The organism is Schaalia sp. (genome assembly GCF_050312375.1).
GTDB classification, from domain to species: domain Bacteria; phylum Actinomycetota; class Actinomycetes; order Actinomycetales; family Actinomycetaceae; genus Pauljensenia; species Pauljensenia hyovaginalis.
The window spans coordinates 1-24,105 of sequence record NZ_JBNOYB010000067.1 but is presented as its reverse complement, the minus strand read 5'-3'; the positions used below and the strand labels follow the sequence as shown (position 1 = coordinate 24,105).

Here is a 24,105-nt window from a genome sequence, read left to right as displayed (position 1 = left end):
AGTCTCGGGGAGAACCGGCCGGGCCCCGCTTCGTCGTCATCCGTGAGGCACGCTCGACGGCGAGCTCGGAGAGCTCACAGGTGGGCGTCGATTCCGCCCTCGGCGCTCGCCTCGTGGGCGCCCTCGACGATGAACGCGACGCGACGGGCCGCCGAAACCGCATGGTCGCCGAAGCGCTCGAGGAAGCGTGCGGCGAGCGTCAGGTCGACGATCTGGCGGCGCGTCAAATCAATGGAATCGTCGCCGATGAGGCGGTGGACCTCGACCTGGAGATCATCGAGGGTGTCGTCGTAGCGGCTGATCTCGTCGGCGATCGCGGTGTCGTGACTGATGATGAGGCGCTCCTCCAGGGCGCCCATCTCGGCGGCGGCCCGACCCATGCGCGTGATGAGCCCGGCCGCGGGCTCGGCGATGGACCGGGTCGGGAAGGTGGAGCGGGCGATCGTGGCGAGGTGGCGCGCGAGATCGCCCTGGCGCTCCATCGTCTGCGAGAGGCGCAGCGCTGAGAGGATGAGCCGCAGGTCGGAGGCGACGGGGCCCTGAAGCGCGAGCAGGTGGACGCACATCTCATCGATGGTGCGGGCGTTCTCGTCGAGGCGCTCGTCGGCGTCGATCGTCTGCTCGGCGATGGTGATATCGGCTTCGCGGAGCGCGGTGGTCGCCCGTTCGATCGCACGGGACACTCCGCGCCCCATCCTCTCGAGCTCGGCTCCGAGCTGAGCGAGTTCCTGGCGATACAGTTCCCTCACGATGCACCCTTTCCGCCGCGCGCCCGGTGCCCGCGGTCTGCGAGGATCACATCATCCGCGCCTGACCGGCGGGTGGAGTTCGGGTGAACGGGACGTGAACGCGAGAACACGATTCGGGAGGATTCGGGCGGGCGGATGCGTTCAACGGCGGGGCCGGGCGCCTGCGCCGATAGGCTGGGATCGTGCCTGAGATCCTCACCCTCGTCACCGTCGCCCTGCTCGGCCTTCTCGTCGGGGCCCTCGGCGTGGGTTCGTACCGGATGTCGCAGGCCCAGATCGCCCGTGAGGACTCGGTCGAATCCGAGCAGCAGGGCCTGAGCCCGGACGCCCTCGCGATCCTCACCTCGCTGCCGACGATTTCGATCGTGGTGGATCGCAACGCCTCGATCCTCAGAGCGGATGCGGCGGCCTTCGCGAAAGGACTGGTCAAGGGTGAGAGCCTGGCGCACGCCGGTTTGATCGCCCTGGTGAAGCGAGTCGTGGAGTCGGGATTGCCCGCCCGCGAGGAGATGCGGTTGCCCCGCTCCTCGATGGAGGCCTCGGGCTTCTTGGACTTCAATGTGCGGGTGTCGCCCCTGCCGCGCGGCTACTCCCTGATCCTCGTGGAGGACACGACCGTGGAGCGGCGCAACGAGGCGGCTCGCAGGGATTTCACCGCGAACGTGTCGCATGAGTTGAAGACCCCCGTGGGGACGGTCCGCCTGCTGGCCGAGACGATCGCGGCCTCCCCCGAGGACGTGGACGCGGTCGCGCATTTCGCGCCCAAGCTCGTGCGCGAGGCAGAGAGGCTCTCGAGCCTCGTCACCGACATCATCGACCTGTCGCGCCTGGAAGCGCCCGATCCTTTGGCCTCGCCCTCCCTGGTCGATATCGACCGGCTGGTATCCGTGGCCCTCGAACGCGAATCGACGAGGGCGGCGGCGTCCGGCGTGGAGCTGGTCGGCCCGGATGGATCCAGCGGGGCGGAAGTCTGGGGGGATCCGGACATGATCGCGATCGCGATCACGAATCTGCTGGACAACGCCATCCGCTACTCGCCCGAGGGCGGGCGCGTCGTCTTGAGCGTCGAGGTCGAAGACGACCTGGTGCGGATCAAGGTGGTGGATTCGGGGATCGGCATCGCCGAGGGCGAGCTCGATCGCATCTTCGAGCGCTTCTACCGGGTGGATCCGGCGCGCTCGCGGGGGACCGGCGGGACCGGCCTGGGCTTGTCGATCGTCAAGCACATCGCCTCCGACCACGGCGGCACGGTGACGGTGTGGTCGAGGCAGGGGCGCGGCTCCACCTTCACGCTGGTCCTGCCGGAAGCCGCCACCGAGGACTCGAAGGACCCCGATGGCGGTGCTCGCTTCGACGCCGCTGAGGCCCGGGAAATGCAGGAGGGTGACAGATGACGACGATCCTCGTGGTCGAGGACGAGGAGACCTACAGGGAGTCCCTCGCCTTCAATCTGCGGCGGGAGGGCTTCGACGTGCTCGAAGCCGGAGACGGCGAGCGCGGATTGGAGCTGGCGCGTTCTGGCGGGGCGGATCTGCTCCTCCTGGATCTCATGCTTCCCGGGATCTCCGGGATCGAGGTCTGCAGGAATCTGCGCAAGTCCTCCGATATGCCGGTCATCATGGTGACTGCGAAGGACGATGTGGTGGATCGGGTCATCGGATTGGAGATCGGCGCGGACGACTACGTGTCGAAGCCCTACGCCTTCCGTGAACTGCTCGCTCGGATACACGCCGTTCTGCGGCGCAGGACGCCGACTCCCAGGGCCGTCGAGGATGACGAGCTGTTGGAGGTCGGTCCGATCAGCCTCTGGGTCGACAGGCACGAGGTGCGAGTCGACGGGGAGGCGGTTGCGATGCCGCTCAGGGAGTTCGAACTGCTCGAGTTCCTCGCGAGGAATCCTGATCGCGTGCTCACGCGCGGGCAGCTCATGGATCGCGTGTGGGGCGCGGGCTACCCCGGCGATACGAAGACCCTGGACGTGCACGTCAAGCGCCTGCGTTCGCGCATCGAGCCGGATCCCGCCTCGCCGGTCCGCCTGGTGACCGTGAGAGGACTGGGGTACAAGCTCGTGTCCGAGCCGAAGGGGTGAGCGGTGAGGACGATCGCCTCCCCGGGGGCGGAAGTCCGACGAATGGTAGAATGATTCTCGGAATTCGTATTCATTCAGGGGGAGTCCCACATGTCTTTCGAGATCGGTCAGACGGTCGTCTACCCGCATCACGGCGCCGCAACGATCGAGGAAATCTCGACGCGCAAGATCCGCGGCGTGGAGAAGACGTACCTCACCCTTCGTGTGAATCAGGGCGATCTGACGATCCAGGTGCCCGCCGACAATGTCGATCTGGTCGGCGTGCGCGACGTCGTCGACGAGGACGGGCTGGAGAAGGTGCTCTCGGTCCTGCGCGCCCCCTACATCGAAGAACCGACGAACTGGTCGCGCCGTTACAAGGCGAATCAGGAGAAGATCGCGACGGGCGACATCGTCAAGGTGTCCGAGGTCGTGCGCGACCTGACGCGCCGTGACGACCAGAAGAAGCTCTCCACCGGTGAGAAGCGCATGCTCACGAAGGCGCGTCAGATCCTCGTTTCCGAGCTAGCGCTCGCGCGTGACATCGACAAGGAGGCCGCAGCCCTGCGCCTCGACGAGATCCTTGAGGAAGGGCGCATCGAGGAAGAAGCGCCGGCCGAGTGAGCCGCGCGCTCGCGGTCTTGACCGCTGCGGGTTCGGGGACGCGCCTGGGGGCTCGGGGCCCGAAGGCCCTGGTCGAACTCGGCGGCGCGCCCCTGGTCGTGCGGGCTGCTCGGGGTCTGGCCGAGGTCGGTGTGGCGGGGATCGTCGTCACTGCGCCCGGCGATCATCTGGGCGTCTTCGCTTCCGTTTTCCCAGGAGGCCTTCTCCGCGTCGAGGGGTCTCGGGCCGGGGACGGGATCGTTGAGGTTCCGGTTGAGGTCGTCGCGGGTTCTCCTGCGTCCCGGCAGGCCTCCGTCGCCCGAGGCCTCGCAGCGCTGCCCGCCCTCGGCGATCGTTGCGGCCTCGCCCTGGAGGAAGGGAGCGTCGTCCTCGTCCACGATGCCGCGCGCTGCCTCACCCCGCCGGCCGTGATCGCGCGGGTCATCGACGCCGTCGCCGCCGGGCACGAGGCCGTGATCCCGGCGATCGCGGTGACGGATACGCTCAAGCAGGTCGCTGAGCGCGTGGACGAGGGCGTGAGGCCCGTCGTCGCGACGCCGGATCGTTCGATGCTGGTGTCGGTCCAGACCCCTCAGGGCTTCGCATGGGGGGCTTTGCGTCGGGCGCATGAATCGGCCGCGGCTCGCGCCGCTTCGGAGTCGACCGCGGCGACTGATGACGCCGGTCTCGTGGAGGCGGCGGGCGGAAGGGTGGTCGTCGTCGAGGGCGATCCGCTTGCCTTGAAGGTGACGACGCCCGTGGACCTGGCCCTTGCGGAGCTCCTTCTTTCCGAAAGGGCCTGACTGAATAATTTCATCAGGTGAGAAATCTCCGGATTCTTCGGATTCGAGAAGCCGCGAAAGGCTTGTTCATAAGGGAACTTGCGGATGAGGGGGCGCGGGGGTGAACGGAGTGCTCGTCCTGACGTGCTAGGTTCCAGGTGAATCGCGTCAGCGAAGACCCCGATAGGAGCAGTGCATGTCTCAGGCATCGGTCGATTCGGTTCCGGGAGCCTCCGGGAAGCAGAAGATCCTCACCCGGCCCATCATCAGTTGGGCGATGTGGGACTGGGGGTCTGCGGCCTTCAACGCAGTCGCCACGACCTTCGTGTTCTCCGTCTACCTCACGAGCGACGGGACCTTCGCGCCCAAGGGCGTCGCCACGGAGAATCTGTCGACCGGAATGACGATCGCCGGACTCATCATCGCCCTGCTCGCCCCGATCACGGGCCAGAGGGCGGATCGTCGCGGCAAGGGCGGCGTGTGGCTCGGCTGGTTCACCGGCATGGTCGTCCTGTGCTGCGCGGCGATGTTCTTCGTCGCCCCCGAGTCCCCGATGGGGCCGACGGGCGCGATGTGGCTGGGCATCGCCCTGCTCGGCCTGGGCAACATCTTCTTCGAGTTCGCCTCGGTGAACTACAACGCGATGCTCAACCACCTCACGACCAAAGACAACATGGGCCGCGTCTCGGGCCTGGGCTGGGGTTCGGGTTACGTCGGCGGCATCGTCCTCCTCCTCATCCTGTACGTCGGGCTCATCGGCCCGAATCTCTTCGGTGTCCCCACGGACAACGGGCTCAACATCCGCATCTCGATGCTTATCGCCGCCGCATGGTTCGGCCTCTCGGCCCTTCCGGTCGTCATCCATCCGCCGAAGCCCTCGGTGATCCGCCACGATACGGGCGAGCACGAGTCCCTGTGGGACTCCTACCGCCTCCTGTGGGGCACGGTGAAGTCCCTCGCGAAGGAGGCGCCGCAGACGCTCTTCTTCCTCATCGCCTCTGCGATCTTCCGCGACGGTTTGGCGGGCGTCTTCACCTTCGGCGCGATCATCGCCGGAACCGCCTTCGGATTCTCCTCCGGGGACGTCATGATCTTCGCGATCGCGTCCAACATCGTCGCCGGCCTCGCCACGATCTCCTTCGGGGGCCTCGATGACCGATTCGGTCCGAAGAAGGTCATCATCTTCTCGCTCATCTCCATGTGCGCCGCGGGACTCGGCGTGTTCGCCCTGCACTCCTACGGGAAGATCGTCTTCTGGACCCTGGGCCTGGTGCTGTGCATCTTCGTCGGGCCGACCCAGTCGGCGTCGCGCACCTTCCTCGGCAGGATGATCCCGAAGGGCCGCGAGGGCGAGGTCTACGGCCTCTACGCGACGACCGGCCGCGCGGTCTCCTTCATCGCCCCGGCGATGTACTGGGTGTTCCTCAGGATCGGCAGCGCGGTGACGCCCGCGGGCCAGGATCACACCTACTGGGGCATCCTCGGCATCATCCTCGTGCTCCTCGCGGGCCTGCTCCTCACGATCCCGGTCAAGCCGCAGGCCGCGCACCTGGACCACCTCGAGGAGGACTGACTCCTCGCCTCCCCGGCGTCGAGGTCATCACCTTCGCGCGTCGAGGTCATCACCTTCGCGCGTCGAGGGGATGCGGGGGCGTGTTCAGGGAACCCTCACGACGAGGAACGCATCCGCGCTCCTCGCAGCGGGAAGCGCGTCAGTCCGAGGACGATCGGTCCACCGTTCTTCAGCGACTTCGACGCTCCACCCCCTCGCGTCGGCGCCGAGGGCGGCCATGAGTTCGTCCAGGCGGTATGTCCGCGCAGGCCCCGGCCTTCCAGGGGGGATCACCGCGTGCGCCGCCACGAGGATCCTCCCGCCCGGGCGCAGGCGGCGGGCCTGTGCCGTGACGAGCGCGGCCAGCCCGCCGGGAGTCTCCTCCCCCGGGTGCAGGTAGAAGAAGGAGATGAGGTCGAAGGCTCCGGGAGCCGTGAAGGACTGAGCGGATCCGACGATCCCGGAGGCGCGGTTCTGAGCGCCGATGAGGCGCGCGCCCTCGAGGTAGCGTTCGATCGCGGTCGCGGAGACGTCAACGCCGACGACCTCCCATCCGCGTTCGGCCAGCCAGAGCAGATCAGCGCCCTCACCGCAGCCGATGTCGAGGGCGCGACCGGGTTGTGCGCCCTCTGCGATTTCGGGGAGCAGGGGGTTGACCGCCCCCGACCACAAGCGCTCCCGGGAGGCGTAACGCGCCTCCCAGTCGAGGCTCGTGCGCGCGAGGGCCTCTTCGTTCGCCTTCCCGTTCATTCGCCCGCCCCGCCCTCGGCGCTCACAACGGAGGGGATGAGGAGCGCGACCGCCGAGGCCGCCAGGCCCTCACCGCGGCCCGTGAAGCCGAGGCCGTCGGTGGTCGTCGCGCTCACCGATACGGGCGCGCCGAGGATCTCGGATAGGCGCGAGCAGGCCTCGTCCAGGCGCGCGGCCATGCGCGGACGCTTGCCGATGACCTGCACGGTCGCGTTGGCGAGAGTCCAGCCCGCCGCTTCGGCCATGCGGCGGACTTCGGTGAGGAACTGCTCGCCCGAGGCGCCCGCCCACTCGGGGCGATCCGTTCCGAACACGGTTCCCATCTCGCCCAGGCCCGTCGCTGCGAGGATCGCATCGCACAGGGCGTGCGCGGCCACGTCGCCGTCGGAGTGGCCGGACAGGGGGGTCTGGCCCGGCCATTCGAGGCAGGCGAGCATGAGCGGGGAATCCCGGTCGGCGTCGGCATCCTCGTCCGCGGCGAAGGCGTGAACGTCGATGGCCTGACCGATGCGGAAGGGGGAAGCATTCATGGACTCAGGCTAATCGCTCGCGGACGGAGCGGCTCGTCCGCCGCCGCCCCGATAGGATCGGGGCGTGCGCTACATCTCCACCCGCGGTTCCGCCGATCACGCCCGCTCCTTCAGCGACATCCTCCTCGAGGGGCTCGCCCCCGACGGGGGGCTCTACCTGCCCGAGTCGTATCCGGTGCTGACGGCGGGCGACTTGAAGGAGCTCCGCGGCGTCCTGGAGAACGAGGGGTACGCGGCGCTCGCGGCCAGGGTCCTCGCCCTCTACATCGACGACATCCCCGCCGAGGACCTTTCGGCGATCACCGCCCGCGCCTACCGGACGCCCGCCTTCTCCGATCCGGCGATCGTGCCCGTCTCGCACCTGCCCGGCGGCCTGTGGATCGCGCACCTGTCGAACGGGCCGACCGCCGCCTTCAAGGACATGGCGATGCAGCTGCTCGGCGAGCTCTTCGAGTACGAGCTCGGCCGCCGCGGCGACTGGCTCACCATCGTCGGCGCGACCTCGGGCGACACCGGCTCCTCGGCCGAGTACGCCCTGCGCGGCAGGCCCGGCCTGTCGGTCGTGATGCTCACCCCGGCGGGGCGCATGACCGCCTTCCAGCGGGCGCAGATGTTCTCCTTGCTCGACGAGAACATCGTGAACGTCGCGGTCGACGGGGTCTTCGACGACTGCCAGGACCTCGTCAAGGCCGTGAACATGGACCCCGCCTTCAAGGCCGCATGGCACATCGGCGCCGTCAACTCGATCAACTGGGCGCGCCTCCTCGCGCAGGTCGTGTACTACGTGGCCACGTGGTTGCGCGTCACCTCGGCGATCGCCGAGGGCGGGGCCGAGGAGCCGACGGGACGGGAGGAGCCCCGCGCTCTCGACGAGGCCCCGCTCCCGCGCGTCAACGTCGTCGTCCCCTCGGGGAACTTCGGGAACGTGTGCGCCGCGCATATCGCCCGTCGGATGGGCGTGCCGCTCGGCGCCCTCGTCGTCGCGACGAACGAGAACGACGTCCTCGACGAGTTCTTCCGCACGGGCGTGTACCGGCCGCGCTCCTCGGCGCAGACCCTGGCGACCTCCTCGCCCTCGATGGACATCTCGAAGGCCTCGAATTTCGAGCGCTTCGTCTTCGACCTGCTCGGGCGCGATGCGGAGCGCACGGCCGGGCTCTTCGGGGATGCCCTGGCGCGCGACGGCTTCTTCGACCTGTCCGAAACCCCGGAGTTCGCGGCCCTGCGCGAGGACTTCGGCTTCGTCTCGGGCGCCTCCTCGCACTCCGACCGCCTCGAGGAGATCCGGCGGACCGAGGACGAGGACGCCTACCTCATCGACCCGCACACCGCCGACGGCGTCCATGTCGCGCGGGCGCTGCGCTCCGGGCTCGACGGGCCGCTCGTCGTCATGGAGACTGCCCTGCCGGTGAAGTTCGCCGAGACGATCCTCGAGGCCACCGGGCACATGCCGCCCGTTCCCGCCCGTTTCGAGGGGGTCGAGGGCGGGGCCCAGCGCCTCGTCGAGATGCCCAATGATGCGGCCGCCCTGCGGGCGCTCATCGAGGAGAGGGTGAAGCAACTGGACTGATGGGGCGGGATGCGCTCACAGGGGAGGGCTCTGCGATCACGATTCGGACTGTGGATATGCGCAGTCGAATGGGGAGCTTCCGTAAGCTCGGCGCATGAGTGCAGCGGATATCTCGAACGATCTTCTTGAGAGCTTCGCGCCACTGGTCCGCGATGAAGCGCACCTCACCTTCGTCCTAGGCGCGGGAGCCTCAGCCCCGTCGGGCTTGCCGATGTGGGATGAATTCGCTCGGCGCGTCGCGCTTTCAAGCGGACTCGTCGACTCCGAAACGGCTGCGGGTCTCCTTCTATCGCGTCAGGATCCTGCGCTCGTCCTCGAAGGAGCGCATGCGGCTGCTGGGGACCGCTGGGAGGACCTCCTAGTCGAAGCGCTCTATCGAGGGGAATTCGATCCGGTCCCTTCTCCTCTTCATTACGCGGTTGCCGGACATAAGATCGAGCGACCGGATTCGACGACCGTGGCGACGTTGAACTTCGACGTGCTCCTTGAACAAGCGCTCGCGTCGAGAGAAGCGGACGGAACGGACACCGTCATCGAGATGAGCGGCCATCCGATTGATGGGGAGCTGAGCGTCCATCACCTCCACGGAGTCGTCGCTCCGGGAATCGTCCGCTCACCCGTTGTTTCGCACTCCGATTACATGCACTTGCAGATCGCTGAAACCCCGTGGCAGCTCGACTTCCTCGATGCATGTGTACGATCCGGTCCCCTGCTCTTCGCGGGCACATCGTACCGGGACCCGGATATCCGGCAGTGGCTCCATCGGATCCGGGCCGACAAGAGCCGGACCGCCTATGCCGCGATCGTCACGATTGTGCGCGAGGGATTGGGGCTGAGCCGAAAGGACTTCTCGTCGATTGAGGACGCGCTCGTCAAAGAATGGGAGTCGGTCGGCCTCTTAGCGCTTCGTCTTCACGACTTGTGCGACATCGCGACGGTCATCAGGGAGCTCGCCTTCGTCGGTCAGCCGGAATACGTCAGTCCGCAAGAGCGCGTGCGACGCATATGGGACGCTCACGCCGAGCAACTCAAAGACCTTCAACCCCGCTACTCCGCCGAACTCGAGCAATCGGCGCGGACCATCTCGAGTGCTGCCGGGTGCAAAGCGACCGCCCCGACCATGTGGTTGGCGGATGCGAGGGGAAGGATCGCCCGCTGGGCGGGCGGCGGTGTGATCCATCAGCGGATCCGAACGATGAGGCGCGTTCCTACCGGACACGACAGTCCGCGCATCGCGGGTGAGATCGTCGGTACAGAGGAGATGAAGCTCAAGGACGAACCGAGGAACCCGAATGTTCAGCCTGCGCGCAGATCCGTCCTCGGTGTTCCCCTCTACGCGAGTGATGGCGTCCATCCTCCCTTCGTGTGCGGAGCACTGACCTTCGGAATGTCGGTGCGATCCGAGACTCTGCTCAAACGGCGGGAATGGTACGACGCACTGCTCGATGTCAGCGACGAGTGGGGCGAACGCCTGTCTCGGGCCGCCTACTGAGAGAGTGTTTCTCGTTAGACTCGAAATGAGGGGGTGCGGAGATGGCATCGAAGAAGAATGCGACGAAGACGACCGGATACGTTCGCAGCTCGACGGGGTCCTACACCGTCAAGTCCACGCGGGATCCGAGGACGGGCAAGTTCGTCCCGTTCTCATCGGGCGGGGGCAAGATCATCGTCGCTGAGTCGAAGACGAAGACGGCCTCATGATCCCGAGAGGGGTGAGGGCTCCTGCCGAGCGTGTCACCTCGTCCCGGAGACGGTGCCCCGCCCTCGTTCCCCGGTGGCACCGCTAGGATCGGAGGCATGACGCTGCACCTGCACGACTCGAAGACGGCCCGCCTCCAGCCCCTCATCCCGGTGAACCCCGGGCGCGTGGGGATCTACCTGTGCGGCGCCACGGTGCAGGGCTCCCCGCACGTCGGCCACCTGCGCGCGGCGGTCTCCTTCGACACGCTGGTGCGCTGGCTGCGACGCCAGGGCCTCGAGGTCGCCTACGTCCGCAACGTCACCGACATCGACGACAAGATCCTCGCCAAGTCCGCCGAGGCGGGCGCCGACTGGTGGGCCTGGGCGTACCGCTTCGAGCGTGAATTCACCGGGGCTTACGACACCCTCGGCGTTCTGCCGCCGACGTACGAGCCGCGCGCGACCGGGCACATCCCCGACCAGATCGAGCTCGTGCGCCGTCTCATCGACCGCGGGCACGCCTACGACGACGGGTGCGGCAACGTCTATTTCGATGTTCACTCCCAGCCCGACTACGGGTCGATCACGCGCCAGCGGCTCGTCGACATGCGCACGACCGAGGATGAGGCGCAGATCGATGCGGCGGTCGAAGCGGGCAAGCGCGATCCGCGCGACTTCGCCCTGTGGAAGGCGCGCAAGGACTCGGAGCCCGAGACCGCGTCCTGGGATTCGCCCTGGGGGAGGGGGCGTCCGGGCTGGCATCTTGAGTGCTCGGCCATGTCGCGCCGCTACCTCGGCGACGAGTTCGACATCCACGGCGGCGGCATCGACCTGCGATTCCCGCACCACGAGAACGAGCAGGCCCAGTCGCACGGCGCCGGATGGGAATTCGCGCGCCTATGGGTCCACAACGCCTGGGTGACGACCAAGGGCGAGAAGATGTCGAAGTCCTTGGGCAACGTGCTGTCCATCGGGGCTCTGACGCGGGACTTCCCGGCCGTGGCCGTGAGGTGGGCCCTGTCGACGGTCCACCACCGCTCGGCGATCGAATGGGGTCCGGAAACCCTGCCCGCTGCCGTTGCCGCCTGGGCGAAGTTCTCCGGCTTCGTCGAACGCTCGATCGACGCGGTCGGCGAGGCTCCCGCTGAAGATCTCGCCCTGCCCGCCTCCGAGCTCCCGGCCGGGTTCGTCGCCGCGATGGACGACGACCTCAATGTCGCGGGCGCGCTCGCGGTCATCCATGAGCACCTCAAGCGCGGCAATACCGCGATCGACGAGGGCGATGCAGCGGCCGTGAAGAGGGAGCAGATCCTCGTCCGCTCCATGCTCGACGTCCTCGGCCTGGATCCGGCGTCGCAGCAGTGGCGCTCCGGCCTCGGCACGGGCGCCGGCGCGGATTCGTCCGAGCACGAGGCGCTCGACGCCCTCGTCCAGGCGCTCATCTCCGAGCGGGCGCAGGCGCGCGCGGCGAAGGACTGGGCGCGCGCCGACGAACTGCGCGATCGCCTCGCCGCGGCGGGTATCGCCGTGGCCGACGGGCGGGACGGGGCGAGCTGGAAGCTGGCGTGAGATGAGATGCAGAAGGCTCGCTTTCTGCGGCGGAGCGTCGATTCTGCCGGGCGGGACGGCACTTTGCGGGTCGGTGTTCCCGTGCAGATAGTCGCCCCGGACGATTCATCGACGCTCGTCCCGCTGCACGTGACCTTCGATGGCCATGCGGCGAGCGTCAAACTCCCCCCGCTTCACACTTGGCAGGTGCTCCATGTTGTTCTCTGAAGACATTCTCCGCGCAAACGGCTCCCGACTCGGTCACGACGAGTGGTGGAAGGGGGCGGTCGTCTACCAGATCTACCCGCGCTCCTTCCAGGATTCGAACGGGGACGGGATCGGCGACCTCGAGGGGATCCGCTCGCGTCTCGACTACCTTCAGGCCCTCGGGGTCGACGTCCTCTGGCTGTCGCCGATCTACCGCTCTCCGCAGGCGGACAACGGCTACGACATCTCCGACTACCGGGACATCGATCCGGTGTTCGGGACGCTCGAGGACTTCGACCGGCTCCTCGCCGATGTCCATGAGCGGGGCATGAAGCTCGTCATGGACCTCGTCGTCAATCACTCCTCCGATGAACACCCCTGGTTCGTCGAGTCGCGTTCCTCGAAGGACAATCCCAAACGCGATTGGTACATCTGGCGGTCCGCCCGACCGGGGTTCGAGCCGGGGACTCCGGGGGCCGAGCCGAACAACTGGGCTTCCTTCTTCTCCGGGTCAGCGTGGGCCTTCGACGAGGCCACGGGCGAGTACTACCTCCATCTTTTCCATCGCAAGCAGCCCGACCTCAACTGGGAGAACCCCAAGGTCCGCGAGGCGGTCTACGCCATGATGAACTGGTGGCTCGACCGGGGCGTCGACGGTTTCCGCATGGACGTCATCAACCTCATTTCGAAGGACCCGGATCTGCCCGATGGGGATCTGCGTCCGGGGTGCGCTTACGGTGACGGCTTCCCCTACTACTCGCAGGGCCCGCGCCTTCACGAGTTCCTCCAGGAGATGCGGCGGGAGGTCTTCGACGGGCGGGGCGGACGGCAGTCGGGCGCCGACGTTCCGCTGACCGTGGGCGAGACTCCGGGGGTCAGGACCGACAACGTCACTCTGTTCACGGATCCGGCGCGACGCGAACTCGATATGGTTTTTCAATTCGACCACGTCGATCTCGGCCTCGAGAAGGGGAAATTCCATCCGCGCCCCCTCCGGGCAGGTGAGCTCGCCGATTGCCTCACCATGTGGCAGCTGGCCCAGAGCGACCGGGGCTGGAATTCCCTGTATCTCGACAATCACGATCAGCCGCGGGCGGTGTCTAGATTCGGTGACGAGGCGTACCGCTATGAATCGGCGACGGCGCTCGCGACGGCGCTTCATCTCCTGCGGGGGACGCCCTACATTTATCAGGGCGAGGAGCTCGGCATGACGAACGGGGTCTTCGCCGGTCTCGATGAGATGCGCGATGTCGAGGCGCTGCGCTACTACCGGGAGGCGGTCGCCTCCGGTGAAGCCTCGGAGGCCGTTCTTGAGGGCCTGCGAACCATGGGGCGGGATAATGCGCGAACGCCCGTTCAGTGGGACGGGGAGGTCCCCAATGCGGGGTTCACGACGGGTGAGCCGTGGATCGGGGTGAATCCGAACTACCGGACTATCAATGCGGCTGTCCAAGTCGATGATGAGGATTCGGTCTTCGCTTATTACGCCGCGCTCATCCGTCTGCGGCACTCGCTCCGGGTTGTGATGCTCGGTGATTTCGAGCGCCTTGATGCCGGTGCTCGGGAGATCTTCGCGTATCGGCGCTCCCTTGATGAGGAGGAGCTCTTCGTCCTCGTCAATCTTTCGAGTGGTGCAGTGGTGCCCAGGAACATGGGGGCCTTCAGCGATGCGCGTGAAGTTATGGGCAACGAGGGCGGGCCGCGCTCCCTTGACGCGGAGCTGGCCCCCTGGGGAGCCCGCGTCTTCCTCCGACGCGGCGTCCGATCCGCTTCGGGCGGCTGCTCCTGCTGAGGGGTCTTGCGGATCGGGGAGGCGCGAGCCTATACTCGATCCCGTAATCGAAGCGCTTCGACGAGGAGGTGATGATGGCGACGATCTCTGATGTCGCCGCCCGTGCGGGCGTCTCGATCTCCACGGTGTCCTACGTCCTCTCCGGCAAGCGCTCCATCTCCTCGGCGACTGCGGCGCGCGTCGAGAAGGCGATCGAGGAGCTCGGCTACCGCCCCAATGCCGGTGCTCAAATGCTCGCTTCGGCGAGCACGAAGATCATCGCCTTCTCCGCGCCGATGCACTCCGAGACTTATCCGATGTCTTTCATGGCTTTCGTCCTGTCGGTCGTCGGGGCCGCGCGGGCCCATGGCTACGACGTCATCCTCCTGACAGAATCGGGTGAGGATGCCGTTGAGGGCATTCGACGGGTGGTCGGCACGGATCTGGTCGATGGCATCGTGATGATGGACGTCGCCCTCGATGATCCGCGCGTTGACGTGATCCGTTCCCTCGACATCCCCGCCGTGGTCATCGGGCTCCCCAAGGATTCCCGGGATCTGGCCTGCGTGGACCTCGATTTCGGGGCGGCCGCCCGGCTGTGCGTCGATTCCCTGGCGGAGAAGGGGCATCGGGCCCTCGCTCTGATCGGTCATCCGACCGCCCTGTATGAGCGGGACATGGGCTTCGCCTGGCGTTTCCGTCGGGCCTTCCTCGACAGAACCGCCGAGCTGGGGCTTGACGCTGTCTTCGTCCCGACCGATGGGGAGGATCCGCTCGTCGGCGCCCTCGGGGAATTGCCCGGGCTCAGCGCGCTCGTCCTCGACTGCAATGAATACCAGGTCGAAGCGGTGCTCTCGAGCGCTCGATCCAGAGGGCTGCTGGCTGCGGACGCTCATCCGGAGGGTCTGTCGGTGCTGGTCGCTTGCGCCTCTTTCGATACGGATCGCTTCGCGATCCCCCTCGACGTCGTTCCCCTCGATGCGACGCAGTCGGGGACGAGGGCGGTCGACATGCTTCTCTCGCTCATGAGGGGAAGCGCTCCGCGAGTGGAGCTCTATTCCCCGGAGTATCGCGAGAGGGGGTCAGTGCGCCGGGCGCGGCCCGCGTTGAAGCGGGGCGCCCCCGATCAGGGGTGAGTTCCCAGGGCGTCGGGCGCGGGACGTCGCGGTTCCGCGTCGCGCCGTCCGCGGCACCTCCCCGTCCTTCGCCCGGATTCGGACTCGGGCGGCTCATCACATAATCGAAGCGCTTCGACAAAGAGGGTCGAAGGCGCGCGACGCTCCGGAGCATCCGGGGCGGACACCACACCGGATGGAGACACTTGTCATGAAGACGATGAAACGAGCGGCCGCGATCACGGCCGCCCTCGCGATGACGGCGGGGCTCGCAGCCTGCTCGCAGGGATCGGACGCCGGCGCGGCATCCGGCTCTGATCCGGCCCAGGGCGGAACCCTGACGATCTGGGACTACGAATCCGACGACTCCGCCATGGGCAAGGCCTGGGCGAAGGCCGTCGAGATCTTCAAAGAGGAGCACCCCGGCGTCGAAGTCAAGACCGAGGAGCAGACCTTCGAGCAGATCCAGAAGAACGCGAAGATCGTCCTCACCGGCGACAGTGTTCCCGACGTCATGGAATACAACAAGGGCAATGCGACCGCCGGCCAGCTCGCCTCCCAGGGCCTCGTCACCGACCTCAGTGATGTCGCCGCGGAGCGAGGCTGGGACAAGCTCCTGCCCGAATCGATCTCGGCGACCGCGCGCTACACCGAAGACGGCCTCATGGGATCGGGCTCCTGGTACGGAATCCCCAACTACGGCGAGTTCGTCTTCGTCTACTACAACAAGCAGATGTTCGCCGACGCGGGACTCTCAATCCCGACGACCCTCGATGAATTCGTCGCCGTGATGGACGCCTTCAAAGCCAAAGGCATCACGCCGCTCGCCGAAGCCGGAGCCGAGTACCCGATGGGCCAACTCTGGTACAACCTCGTCCTGTCCGGAGCCGATGACGAGTTCGTCCGGAACTACCAGTTCTTCGATGCCGACGTGGACTGGACCTCGGGCCCCATCGCCTCCGGGGCGCAGACCTTCAAGGAATGGGTCGATGCGGGATACGTCTCCGCAGAGTCCTCCGGCCTGACCGCCGAAGACATGGGAACGGGATTCATCGCCGGCAAGTACCCGATGATGGTCACCGGCTCCTGGTGGTTCGGCCGCCTCAAGAACGAGATGGGCGACGGCTTCGGCCAATTCCTCTTCCCCTCGAAGTACGCCCTCGGCTCCTCCGGCAACCTGTGGGTCGTCCCGGAGAACGCGAAGAACAAGGAACTCGCCTACGACTTCATCGACATCACCCTGCGTGACGAGGTGCAGCAGGTGCTCGGGGCGGAAGGCGGCCTCCCGGTCGTCGGCGGCTCCGACGCCATCAACGACGAGGCGACGAAGACCCTCACCGAGAACTTCCAGAAGCTCGCGGAGCAGAACGCCCTCGCCTACTACCCGGACTGGCCGGTCCCCGGTTTCTACGACCAGATCGTCTCCAACCTCCAGTCGCTGATGAGCGGCTCGAAGACCCCCGAGGGCGCCATGAAGGACCTCGGCGACCTCTACTCCGAGGGCAAGACGGAGCTCACGGGCGAGTGAGCGCACGCCGGGGGCGGCGGCCCGCCCGCCGCCCCCGGACCTTCGACCAGCTAGGAAGCGAAACGCAATGACGAGCACACACGCTCAGGCGGCCGGATCGGCACGCGAGCGCCACGGCACTCGCAGGCGAGGACGGCGGAGCAGCACCATCGGCTACTGGCCCTACCTCATTCCCGGGATGATCGGCTTCACCGTCATCATCCTCATCCCCTTCGCCCTCAACCTCTACTACTCCCTGACGAAGTGGAAGGGAGGCATGTCGAAGATGCGGTTCATCGGGTTGGAGAACTACGAGAACCTCCTTCACGACTCCGCCTTCTGGCTCTCCTTCACGAACTCGCTCTTCATGATCATCGCGATGGTCGTGATCCCGACCCTCATCGGCCTCCTCCTGGCCTCCGCCCTCTTCGACTACATCGGCAAGCACTTCACCTCCGGTGTCGCGAGCTTCCTCAGGGCCACCTACTACCTTCCTCAGATCCTCCCGATCTCCGTCGCGGGCATCGTCTGGAACTGGATCCTCAACGCCGAGAGTGGCGCACTGAACACGCTGCTCAGAGCCATAGGAGTCGCCCAACCGCCGAACTGGCTCGGTTCGACCTCGACCGCGCTCCCCTCGGTGATGCTCGTCCTCATCTGGATCCAGATCGGCTACCCGACCGTCATCTTCATGTCGGCCCTCGAACGCGTCGACCCGGAGCTCTACGAGGCGGCCGAACTCGACGGGGCCACCTGGTGGCAAAGATTCCGTGCGATCACGATCCCTCAGATCAAGCCGGAGACCTTCGTCATCGTCCTCACATGCACGGTCGCCGCACTCAAAGTATTCGCGCCGATCTACGTGCTCACACGAGGGGGCCCTGAATCATCCACCCTCGTGCCCTCGTACTACTCGTACCTCAACTTCTTCGACAAATCGAAGGTCGGCTACGGCGCCGCCATCGCCACCGTCCTCACGATCGTCATCATCATCGTCGCCGTCGCGATCCAAGTCCTCCAGAACCGTTCGGCGCGCCGGGAAGAAAGGGGCTTCTGAGATGGCCGCACAGCCGAAAGACCGTTTCCACAGGGGATGGCAGCGCTGGCTGATCCTCGCCCTGTGCGGAATCATCGCCCTCGCGATGATCGCCCCGATCCTCCTCATGCTCCTCAACGCCTTCAAATCCTCCGCGGACTACTCCAGCGGCGGCCCCCTCGCCCTTCCGACGAGCCTGTACACCGATGGGCTCGAGTACTTCTGGCAGCGCACGCAATTCCCCGTCAAGGTCTGGAACTCGGTGTGGACCTCCGCCCTCGTCGCCCTGATCGGAGTCGCGATCTCTCTGTTCAGCGCCTTCGCCATCGGAATCGGGCGAGTCAAGGGGAACACCGTCCTCATCGGAGTCTTCCTGCTGGCGAACATGCTCCCCCAGGAAGTGCTCGTCTACCCGCTGTTCACCATGGCGCGCATGGTCGGCCTCAACGACAACCTGTGGTCGATCGTCATCATCTTCGCCGTCATCCAATCGGCCTTCGGCACCTACCTCCTCTCCTCCGTCCTCGGGACCTTCCCCCGCGCCCTCCTCGAAGCGGCCCAACTCGACGGCGCCTCCCGGTGGAGGATCCTGCGCTCCGTCGTCTTCCCGAACGTGCGGCCGACGCTCGGCGTCCTCATGGTCTTCTTCTTCATCTGGACCTGGAACGAATTCTTCATCCCGATGGTGATGCTCACCTCGAACGCCAATCAGACCGTGCCGATCGCCCTCGCCTCCCTCCAGGGCGACCGCATGCTCGACGTCCCGACCCTCAACGCCGGGGCCCTCCTCTCCCTGATCCCGACATTCCTCTTCTTCCTCTTCTTCCAGCGGACACTCTCGCGCGGCATCACCGCCGGCGCCGTGAAGTGACCCGAAGCGACGCTTAGGAGCGCACGTGAAGTTCTCTGATGGTTTCTGGCTCGACCGCCGCGGATGGACCGTGGAACGGGCACGGCAGATGCGCGGCATCGAAGTCGACGCCGACGCGGCGCGCATCGGCCTGCTCGCCCCGGTCAAGGAGGTCCTCACCCGCGGGGACACGCTCAACACGGGCGCCTTCGACCTCTCGGTCGAAGCGGTCGCGGACGGCGTTCTCAAAGTCTGCGTGGAGCGCTGGAAGGGCAAGCGCGCGCAGCACCGCCCCGTGCGCATCGCCCTGCCGGAGGAATTCCCGCACAGCATCGACCAGGACGAGGAGGGGACGACCCTTTGCGCCGGGGATCTCGGCATTCAGGTGCCGACGGGCCCGGGCTGGGGCTTCGAGATCTCCTCGAAGGGGCGCGCTCTGACCTCCTGCCCCTCCCGGGGGATCGGACTCGCAGTCTCGCCCGAAGGGAAACGGCACATCTACGTGCAGCTCCAGATGCGCCCGGGTGAGCGCATCTACGGCATGGGCGAGCGCTTCGGCGCCTTCGTGAAGAACGGTCAGAGCGTCGACATCTGGAACGAGGACGGGGGCACCTCCTCGGAACAGGCGTACAAGAACATCCCCTTCTACATGTCAACCGCCGGATACGGCCTGCTCGTCCTCGATCACGGGGACGTCTCCTTCGAGGTCGGCTCCGAAGCGGTGTCCCGCATCCAGTTCTCCGTCTCCGGGGATCGGCTCGAATACCTCATCTTCGACGGTCCGACCCCGAAGGACGTCCTCCGCCGCTACACCGGCCTGACCGGGCGCCCCCCGAAGGTGCCGGCATGGTCGTACGGCACCTGGCTCACCACCTCGTTCACGACGAGCTACGACGAAAACACCGTCATGTCCTTCATCGACGGGATGGCCGAGCGCGGACTCCCGCTCTCCTGCTTCCACTTCGACACCTTCTGGATGCGCGAGTTCCACTGGTGCGACTTCGTCTGGGATCCGATCGCCTTCCCCGACCCGGCAGGCTTCCTCGCGCGACTCAAGGAGCGGGGCCTGCGCGTCTGCGTCTGGCTCAACCCCTACATCGCCCAGAAGTCCCGACTGTGGGACGAGGGCGCTGAAAAGGGCTACCTGCTGCGCACGAGCGACGGGGGGATCTGGCAGACCGACCTGTGGCAGGCGGGCATGTCCCTCGTCGACTTCACGAATCCCGAGGCCGTCGAATGGTTCAAGGACCAGCTCCGGGCCCTTGTCGCGATCGGCGTCGACGCCTTCAAAACCGACTTCGGGGAGCGGATCCCCGTCAGCGGCGTCGAATGGTTCGACGGCTCGGATCCCGTCAGGATGCACAACGCCTACACGGGCCTGTACAACAGGGCGGCATTCGAAGTCCTCGAAGAGGCTCACGGCCAGGGCGAAGCCGTTCTCTTCGCGCGCTCGGCGACGATCGGCGGGCAGACCATGCCCGTCCACTGGGGCGGCGACTGCGAATCGACCTTCCCCTCGATGGGAGAGACCCTGCGCGGGGGCCTCTCGCTGGCGATGAGCGGCTTCGGCTACTGGAGCCACGACATCGGCGGCTTCGAAGGGACGCCGGACCCCGCGGTGTTCAAGAGGTGGATCGCCTTCGGCTTCCTCGGTTCGCACTCGCGATTCCACGGCTCGAACTCGGTGCGCGTCCCCTGGGCCTTCGACGAGGAGGCCGTCGAGATCACCCGCGAGTTCGCGCACCTCAAGAACCGGCTCCTGCCCTACCTCGGGGCCGCCGCTCGCGAGGCCGTCGAGTCCGGGATCCCGATGATGCGGCCGATGGTCCTCGAGTTCCCCGAGGACCGCGCGGTCTACGACATCGACACCCAGTACATGCTCGGCCCCTCGCTGCTCGTCGCCCCGGTCTTCAGCACCACAGGCGAGGTCGAGGTCTATCTCCCGGCGGGGCGCTGGACCTCGCTGCTGAGCGGGGAGGTCGTCGAGGGCGGGCGCTGGATCCGCGAGGTCCATGACTTCCATTCCCTGCCGCTCTACCTGCGCGAGGACTCCGCCCTCGTCTGGGGGGCGGTCGAGGACCGTCCCGAGTACGACTGGGCGGAAGGCGCGACTGTGCGCCTGGTCGCGATCCGCGACGGCCACGACTCGACCCTGCTCGTGCCCGCCTCCGATGCCGGAGCGGGGGCCGAGGACGCGAGCTTCCGCATCGTCCGGGAGGGGAGCCGGATCACGGTGACGAGCGATTCGACACGGCCGTGGGCGGTCGAAGCCGACGGACGCCGAATCGCGGCCGAGGCCGGTACGCGGCGGCTTGAGGTCGCGCTCGAGGGGAATGACGCGGAATGAGCACTGACATGCGAAGAGACTTCCCCGCCGACTTCCTGTGGGGGACCGCGACCGCCGCCTACCAGATCGAAGGCGGCGTGAACGAGGGCGGGCGGGGTCCCTCCATCTGGGACGTCTACTCCCACACGCCCGGCCGCACCCTGGGAGGCGACACGGGCGACATCGCCTGCGACCACTACCACCGATGGGACTCCGACCTCGACGAACTCGAGCGCCTCGGCGTCGGCGCCTACAGGTTCTCCGTCTCATGGCCGAGGATCCTCCCCTCGGGACGCGGCGAGGTCAACGAAGAAGGACTCGCGTTCTACGAGCGGATCATCGACGGGCTCCGCGCTCGCGGCATCGCCCCGATCCTCACCCTCTACCACTGGGACCTGCCCCAGGCCCTGGAGGAGGAGGGCGGTTGGGCGTCGCGCTCAACCGCGTTCGCCTTCGCCGAGTACGCGCGGATCCTCGCCCGGCGATTCGCCGATCGCGTGCACGTGTGGACGACCCTCAACGAGCCCTGGTGCTCGGCCTACCTCGGATACGCCTCGGGCGTCCACGCCCCCGGGCGTCAGGATCCGGCCGCCGCCCTCGCCGCCGTCCATCATCTCAACCTCGCCCACGGTCTCGCCGCCCGCGCGATCCGGGAGGAGATCGGCCAGGAGGCGCGCGTCTCCGTCACCCTCAACCTCCATGTCGTGCGTGCGGCCGACCCCGCGTCGGCGGGGGACCGGCGCGCCGTCGAACAGATCGAGGCGCTCGCCAACGGGGCCTTCCTCGGGCCCATGCTCGATGGGGCGTATCCGGAGGTGCTGGTGTCGATGACGGCGCCGCATTGCGACTGGTCCTTCGTCCACGAGGGCGACCTCGAAGTGACCAGGGCGAGGATGGACGTCCTCGGAGTGAACTACTACAGCCCCGTCCTCGTCAGGGCGTGCGAGCCTGGCGCCGGCGCCTCCGGTGCGGACGGGCACGGGAATTCCGACGCGAGCCCGTGGATCGGGGCCGACGGAGTCGAGTTCCTCGCCCAGCCCGGGGTGCACACGGACATGGGGTGGCCGATCGATGCGAGCGGCCTGAGCGAACTGCTCATGTCACTGTCGCGGCGCTATCCGGGGTTGCCGCTCATGGTGACCGAGAACGGCGCGGCCTTCCCCGATCCTGAACGCGTCGATTCTCCGGACGGGCGCGTGCACGATGTGCAAAGGATCGCCTACCTGCACGATCATGTCGCGGCGGTGGCGGACGCACTCGACCAGGGCGCGGATGTCCGCGGCTACTTCGCCTGGTCGCTCATGGACAACTTCGAGTGGGCTTACGGCTACTCCAAGAGGTTCGGGATCCTCCACGTCGATTACGAGACTCTCGAACGGACGTGGAAGGACTCGGCGCACTGGTACTCGAGGCTCGCTCGCAGCGGGGTGCTGCCCGGAATCGACGCCGTGCGCTGAGTCCGGGCCGAGGGCGGGCAGCGTCCGTGTCTGCGCAGCTGTGCGCGGCGACGGACGAGCCGTATGGGCCTCTCCCGTCCTCGGACGGCGCGCTTGAGCGGCTGTGCTCCGCGAGTGAACAGCGGAGCTTCGCGCGTGAACGGGGGGAGCTTCGCGCGTGAATCCGGCCGCAAAGGCGGTGGGGGACTGCCGTTGCGCAGGACGGACCGGCTAGGCTGGACCGGATCAGTAGCGCCGGGAGGCGCTCGCGAGGAGAGGGACACACATGGCTGGAAACGACGGACGCCGCGGAGCGGTGCGCAAGCCCGGCTCGAAGAAGGGCGCGAAGGTCGGCACCGGCGGCCACTCGCGCCGCCGACTCGAGGGCAAGGGGCCGACGCCGAAGGCCGAGGACCGGACCTACCATCCCGCCCACAAGCGCAAGCTCGCCCGCGAGGCGAAGGAGGCCCAGGAGGCCGCGATCGCGAGGGCGAGGGCGAAGACCTCGATCAAGATCGCGCCCGGCCATGAGCTCATCGCGGGCCGCAACCCCGTCGCCGAAGCCGTTCGCGCCAATGTCCCCGTCGAGCGCGTGTTCGTCCTGGACAACATCAAGGACGACCGGGTCGAAGAGGTCATTCGGCTCGCCTCGACGATGGGTGCGCCCGTGTTCGAAGTGACGCGGCGCGATCTGGACGTCGCGACCGACGGCGCCGTCCACCAGGGCGTCGCCATCGAGGTCCGCGGATACGAGTACATGCACGTCGACGACCTCATCGCGGGGGCGCTTCAGCAGATCGGGACGCCGCTGCTCGTCGCGCTCGATCAGGTGACCGACCCGCACAACCTGGGTGCCGTTCTGCGGTCTTCAGGGGCTTTCGGGGTGGATGGTGTGATCATCCCGGAACGCCGTTCGGCGGGTGTGAACACGACCGCGTGGAAGGTGTCTGCGGGGGCGGCGGCGCGCGTGCCCGTGGCCCGGGCGACCAACCTCGTCCGTGCGCTCGAGGAGTGCAAGAAGGCCGGATTCTTCATCATCGGCCTCGACGGGGGAGGGGACGCCCCCCTGCGCGACCTGCCCCTGGCGACTTCGCCTTTGGTGGTCGTCACGGGTGCCGAGGGCGCGGGACTGTCGCGACTGGTGCGTGAGGCCTGCGATCAGATCGTCTCGATCCCGATCTCATCCGCTGTTGAATCCTTGAACGCGGCCGTCGCCACCGGCATCGCGCTGTACGAGGTGGCGTCGGTGCGGGCGAAGGGGGAGTAGGCGCTTTATTCGCCACCGAAGCGCTTTGTGACTGCTCGTGAGCCGAGTCTGAGGATGCAGGATGATTCCATGTGCAGTTGCGGAAATGTATGCATCGCTTCCTCTCCGTCATCCTTCCTTCTCAGAGTTCATGTTCATCTGAGACGTTGGCTCAGTCTGTGGATTCGGGGGAGGGCCAACGATCGTCCCAGCTGCTCATATTTGATTCCATTTGCATTCATCTGGATCTTGCTGGGGCAAACAATTGCATCTCATAGAATTGTCTCTGCAATCCCAAAATCGTCGACGCAAAGCGCGGAATTGAATATCATGTCTTCATGATATGATGATAAAAATCGCGTATTGATCAACATTAGCTGGGAATCAGTCACGGTTCCCCTTTGATATCATCCCTCCTGACCGCCTATGGCATCCTCCAGGCTGGGAATCAGTCACCGTTCCCCTTTGATATCATCCAAAGTACGTGATCCTCGCCGACGACCTCGCTGGGAATCAGTCACCGTTCCCCTTTGATATCATCATTCGGCAGCACTGCCGGACGAGGTAGGGCTGGGAATCAGTCACCGTTCCCCTTTGATATCATCTGCACCGCCGACACGGTGCATGGCAAACGCTGGGAATCAGTCACCGTTCCCCTTTGATATCATCGAGGTAGTCGTGGGTTTCGTCGGTATCGGCTGGGAATCAGTCACCGTTCCCCTTTGATATCATCGCGAGTCACACAGCTCAATCGAGCGGTGGCTGGGAATCAGTCACCG

Annotated in this window: 20 protein-coding genes and 1 CRISPR repeat array; of the genes, 17 read left to right on the top strand and 3 right to left on the bottom strand. The window is 66.7% G+C overall.

Translation table 11 applies throughout. The features are described from left to right. Positions 1 to 74 precede the first annotated feature (74 nt). Complete coding sequence (gene phoU / locus ACQY7V_RS05615) at positions 75 to 749, bottom strand: phosphate signaling complex protein PhoU (protein WP_303778308.1); 675 nt, start codon at positions 747 to 749, stop codon at positions 75 to 77. 182 nt (positions 750 to 931) lie between these two features. On the opposite strand from phoU, the gene ACQY7V_RS05610 reads away from it, so the two are divergent. The 5 genes from ACQY7V_RS05610 (at position 932) to ACQY7V_RS05590 (ending at position 5,775) form a co-directional block, all read left to right on the top strand. Further along, complete coding sequence (locus ACQY7V_RS05610) at positions 932 to 2,143, top strand: sensor histidine kinase (protein ID WP_428639273.1); 1,212 nt, start codon at positions 932 to 934, stop codon at positions 2,141 to 2,143. Then, a complete protein-coding gene (locus tag ACQY7V_RS05605) occupies positions 2,140 to 2,838 on the top strand; it encodes a response regulator transcription factor (RefSeq protein WP_154475292.1) in 699 nt (232 codons plus the stop codon). The genes ACQY7V_RS05610 and ACQY7V_RS05605 overlap by 4 nt, the downstream gene beginning before the upstream one ends. A 90-nt stretch (positions 2,839 to 2,928) precedes the next feature. Further along, positions 2,929 to 3,441, top strand: a complete 513-nt coding sequence (locus ACQY7V_RS05600; RefSeq protein ID WP_154475290.1) for a CarD family transcriptional regulator — start codon at positions 2,929 to 2,931, stop codon at positions 3,439 to 3,441. Then, a complete protein-coding gene (locus ACQY7V_RS05595) occupies positions 3,438 to 4,223 on the top strand; it encodes an IspD/TarI family cytidylyltransferase (RefSeq protein WP_428639270.1) in 786 nt (261 codons plus the stop codon). The genes ACQY7V_RS05600 and ACQY7V_RS05595 overlap by 4 nt, the downstream gene beginning before the upstream one ends. Before the next feature lie 256 nt (positions 4,224 to 4,479). Next, a complete protein-coding gene (locus tag ACQY7V_RS05590) occupies positions 4,480 to 5,775 on the top strand; it encodes an MFS transporter (RefSeq protein ID WP_407826464.1) in 1,296 nt (431 codons plus the stop codon). 84 nt (positions 5,776 to 5,859) lie between these two features. Here the strand turns inward: ACQY7V_RS05590 and ACQY7V_RS05585 are convergent, their stop codons facing one another. Beyond that, the gene (locus ACQY7V_RS05585; protein ID WP_154475286.1) at positions 5,860 to 6,504 is read right to left on the bottom strand and encodes a class I SAM-dependent methyltransferase; all 645 of its coding nucleotides are present in this window, start codon (positions 6,502 to 6,504) and stop codon (positions 5,860 to 5,862) included. Then, positions 6,501 to 7,034: a 2-C-methyl-D-erythritol 2,4-cyclodiphosphate synthase gene (ispF, locus tag ACQY7V_RS05580; protein WP_428639269.1), complete on the bottom strand. Its 534-nt coding sequence runs from the start codon at positions 7,032 to 7,034 to the stop codon at positions 6,501 to 6,503. The genes ACQY7V_RS05585 and ispF overlap by 4 nt, the downstream gene beginning before the upstream one ends. Before the next feature lie 64 nt (positions 7,035 to 7,098). Between ispF and thrC the strand changes: the two genes are divergently transcribed. From thrC to rlmB, 12 genes are all read left to right on the top strand, one after another. Continuing rightward, the gene (thrC, locus tag ACQY7V_RS05575; protein WP_428639267.1) at positions 7,099 to 8,604 is read left to right on the top strand and encodes a threonine synthase; all 1,506 of its coding nucleotides are present in this window, start codon (positions 7,099 to 7,101) and stop codon (positions 8,602 to 8,604) included. 94 nt (positions 8,605 to 8,698) lie between these two features. Next, positions 8,699 to 10,096, top strand: a complete 1,398-nt coding sequence (locus ACQY7V_RS05570) for an SIR2 family protein (RefSeq protein ID WP_320835955.1) — start codon at positions 8,699 to 8,701, stop codon at positions 10,094 to 10,096. 41 nt (positions 10,097 to 10,137) lie between these two features. Next, positions 10,138 to 10,305 carry a hypothetical protein gene (locus ACQY7V_RS05565; protein WP_303773149.1) on the top strand — a complete coding sequence of 56 codons (168 nt, stop codon included), beginning with the start codon at positions 10,138 to 10,140 and terminating at the stop codon, positions 10,303 to 10,305. A 96-nt stretch (positions 10,306 to 10,401) separates the two neighbouring features. Continuing rightward, positions 10,402 to 11,853, top strand: coding sequence for a cysteine--tRNA ligase (gene cysS, locus ACQY7V_RS05560; protein WP_321083174.1), 1,452 nt, complete (start codon positions 10,402 to 10,404; stop codon positions 11,851 to 11,853). Positions 11,854 to 12,046: 193 nt separating this feature from the next. Further along, on the top strand, positions 12,047 to 13,831 hold the full coding sequence (locus ACQY7V_RS05555; protein WP_320835957.1) for an alpha-glucosidase: 1,785 nt from the start codon (positions 12,047 to 12,049) through the stop codon (positions 13,829 to 13,831). Between the two features lie 74 nt (positions 13,832 to 13,905). Next, positions 13,906 to 14,946, top strand: a complete 1,041-nt coding sequence (locus ACQY7V_RS05550) for a LacI family DNA-binding transcriptional regulator (protein ID WP_320835958.1) — start codon at positions 13,906 to 13,908, stop codon at positions 14,944 to 14,946. Between the two features lie 190 nt (positions 14,947 to 15,136). Next, positions 15,137 to 16,453: an ABC transporter substrate-binding protein gene (locus ACQY7V_RS05545; RefSeq protein ID WP_303843779.1), complete on the top strand. Its 1,317-nt coding sequence runs from the start codon at positions 15,137 to 15,139 to the stop codon at positions 16,451 to 16,453. 67 nt (positions 16,454 to 16,520) lie between these two features. Beyond that, positions 16,521 to 17,489: a carbohydrate ABC transporter permease gene (locus tag ACQY7V_RS05540; protein WP_428639263.1), complete on the top strand. Its 969-nt coding sequence runs from the start codon at positions 16,521 to 16,523 to the stop codon at positions 17,487 to 17,489. 1 nt (position 17,490) lies between these two features. Next, complete coding sequence (locus ACQY7V_RS05535; protein WP_303775622.1) at positions 17,491 to 18,339, top strand: carbohydrate ABC transporter permease; 849 nt, start codon at positions 17,491 to 17,493, stop codon at positions 18,337 to 18,339. Between the two features lie 25 nt (positions 18,340 to 18,364). Then, positions 18,365 to 20,665, top strand: coding sequence for an alpha-xylosidase (yicI, locus tag ACQY7V_RS05530; protein ID WP_320835960.1), 2,301 nt, complete (start codon positions 18,365 to 18,367; stop codon positions 20,663 to 20,665). Then, positions 20,662 to 22,101 carry a GH1 family beta-glucosidase gene (locus ACQY7V_RS05525; protein ID WP_320835961.1) on the top strand — a complete coding sequence of 480 codons (1,440 nt, stop codon included), beginning with the start codon at positions 20,662 to 20,664 and terminating at the stop codon, positions 22,099 to 22,101. Before yicI ends, ACQY7V_RS05525 begins: the two co-directional genes overlap by 4 nt. Positions 22,102 to 22,366: 265 nt before the next feature. Further along, a complete protein-coding gene (gene rlmB / locus ACQY7V_RS05520; RefSeq protein ID WP_428639261.1) occupies positions 22,367 to 23,347 on the top strand; it encodes a 23S rRNA (guanosine(2251)-2'-O)-methyltransferase RlmB in 981 nt (326 codons plus the stop codon). Positions 23,348 to 23,702: 355 nt separating this feature from the next. Further along, a CRISPR array of direct repeats spans positions 23,703 to 24,059; the repeat unit is 36 nt; unit sequence GCTGGGAATCAGTCACCGTTCCCCTTTGATATCATC. Positions 24,060 to 24,105 lie beyond the last annotated feature (46 nt).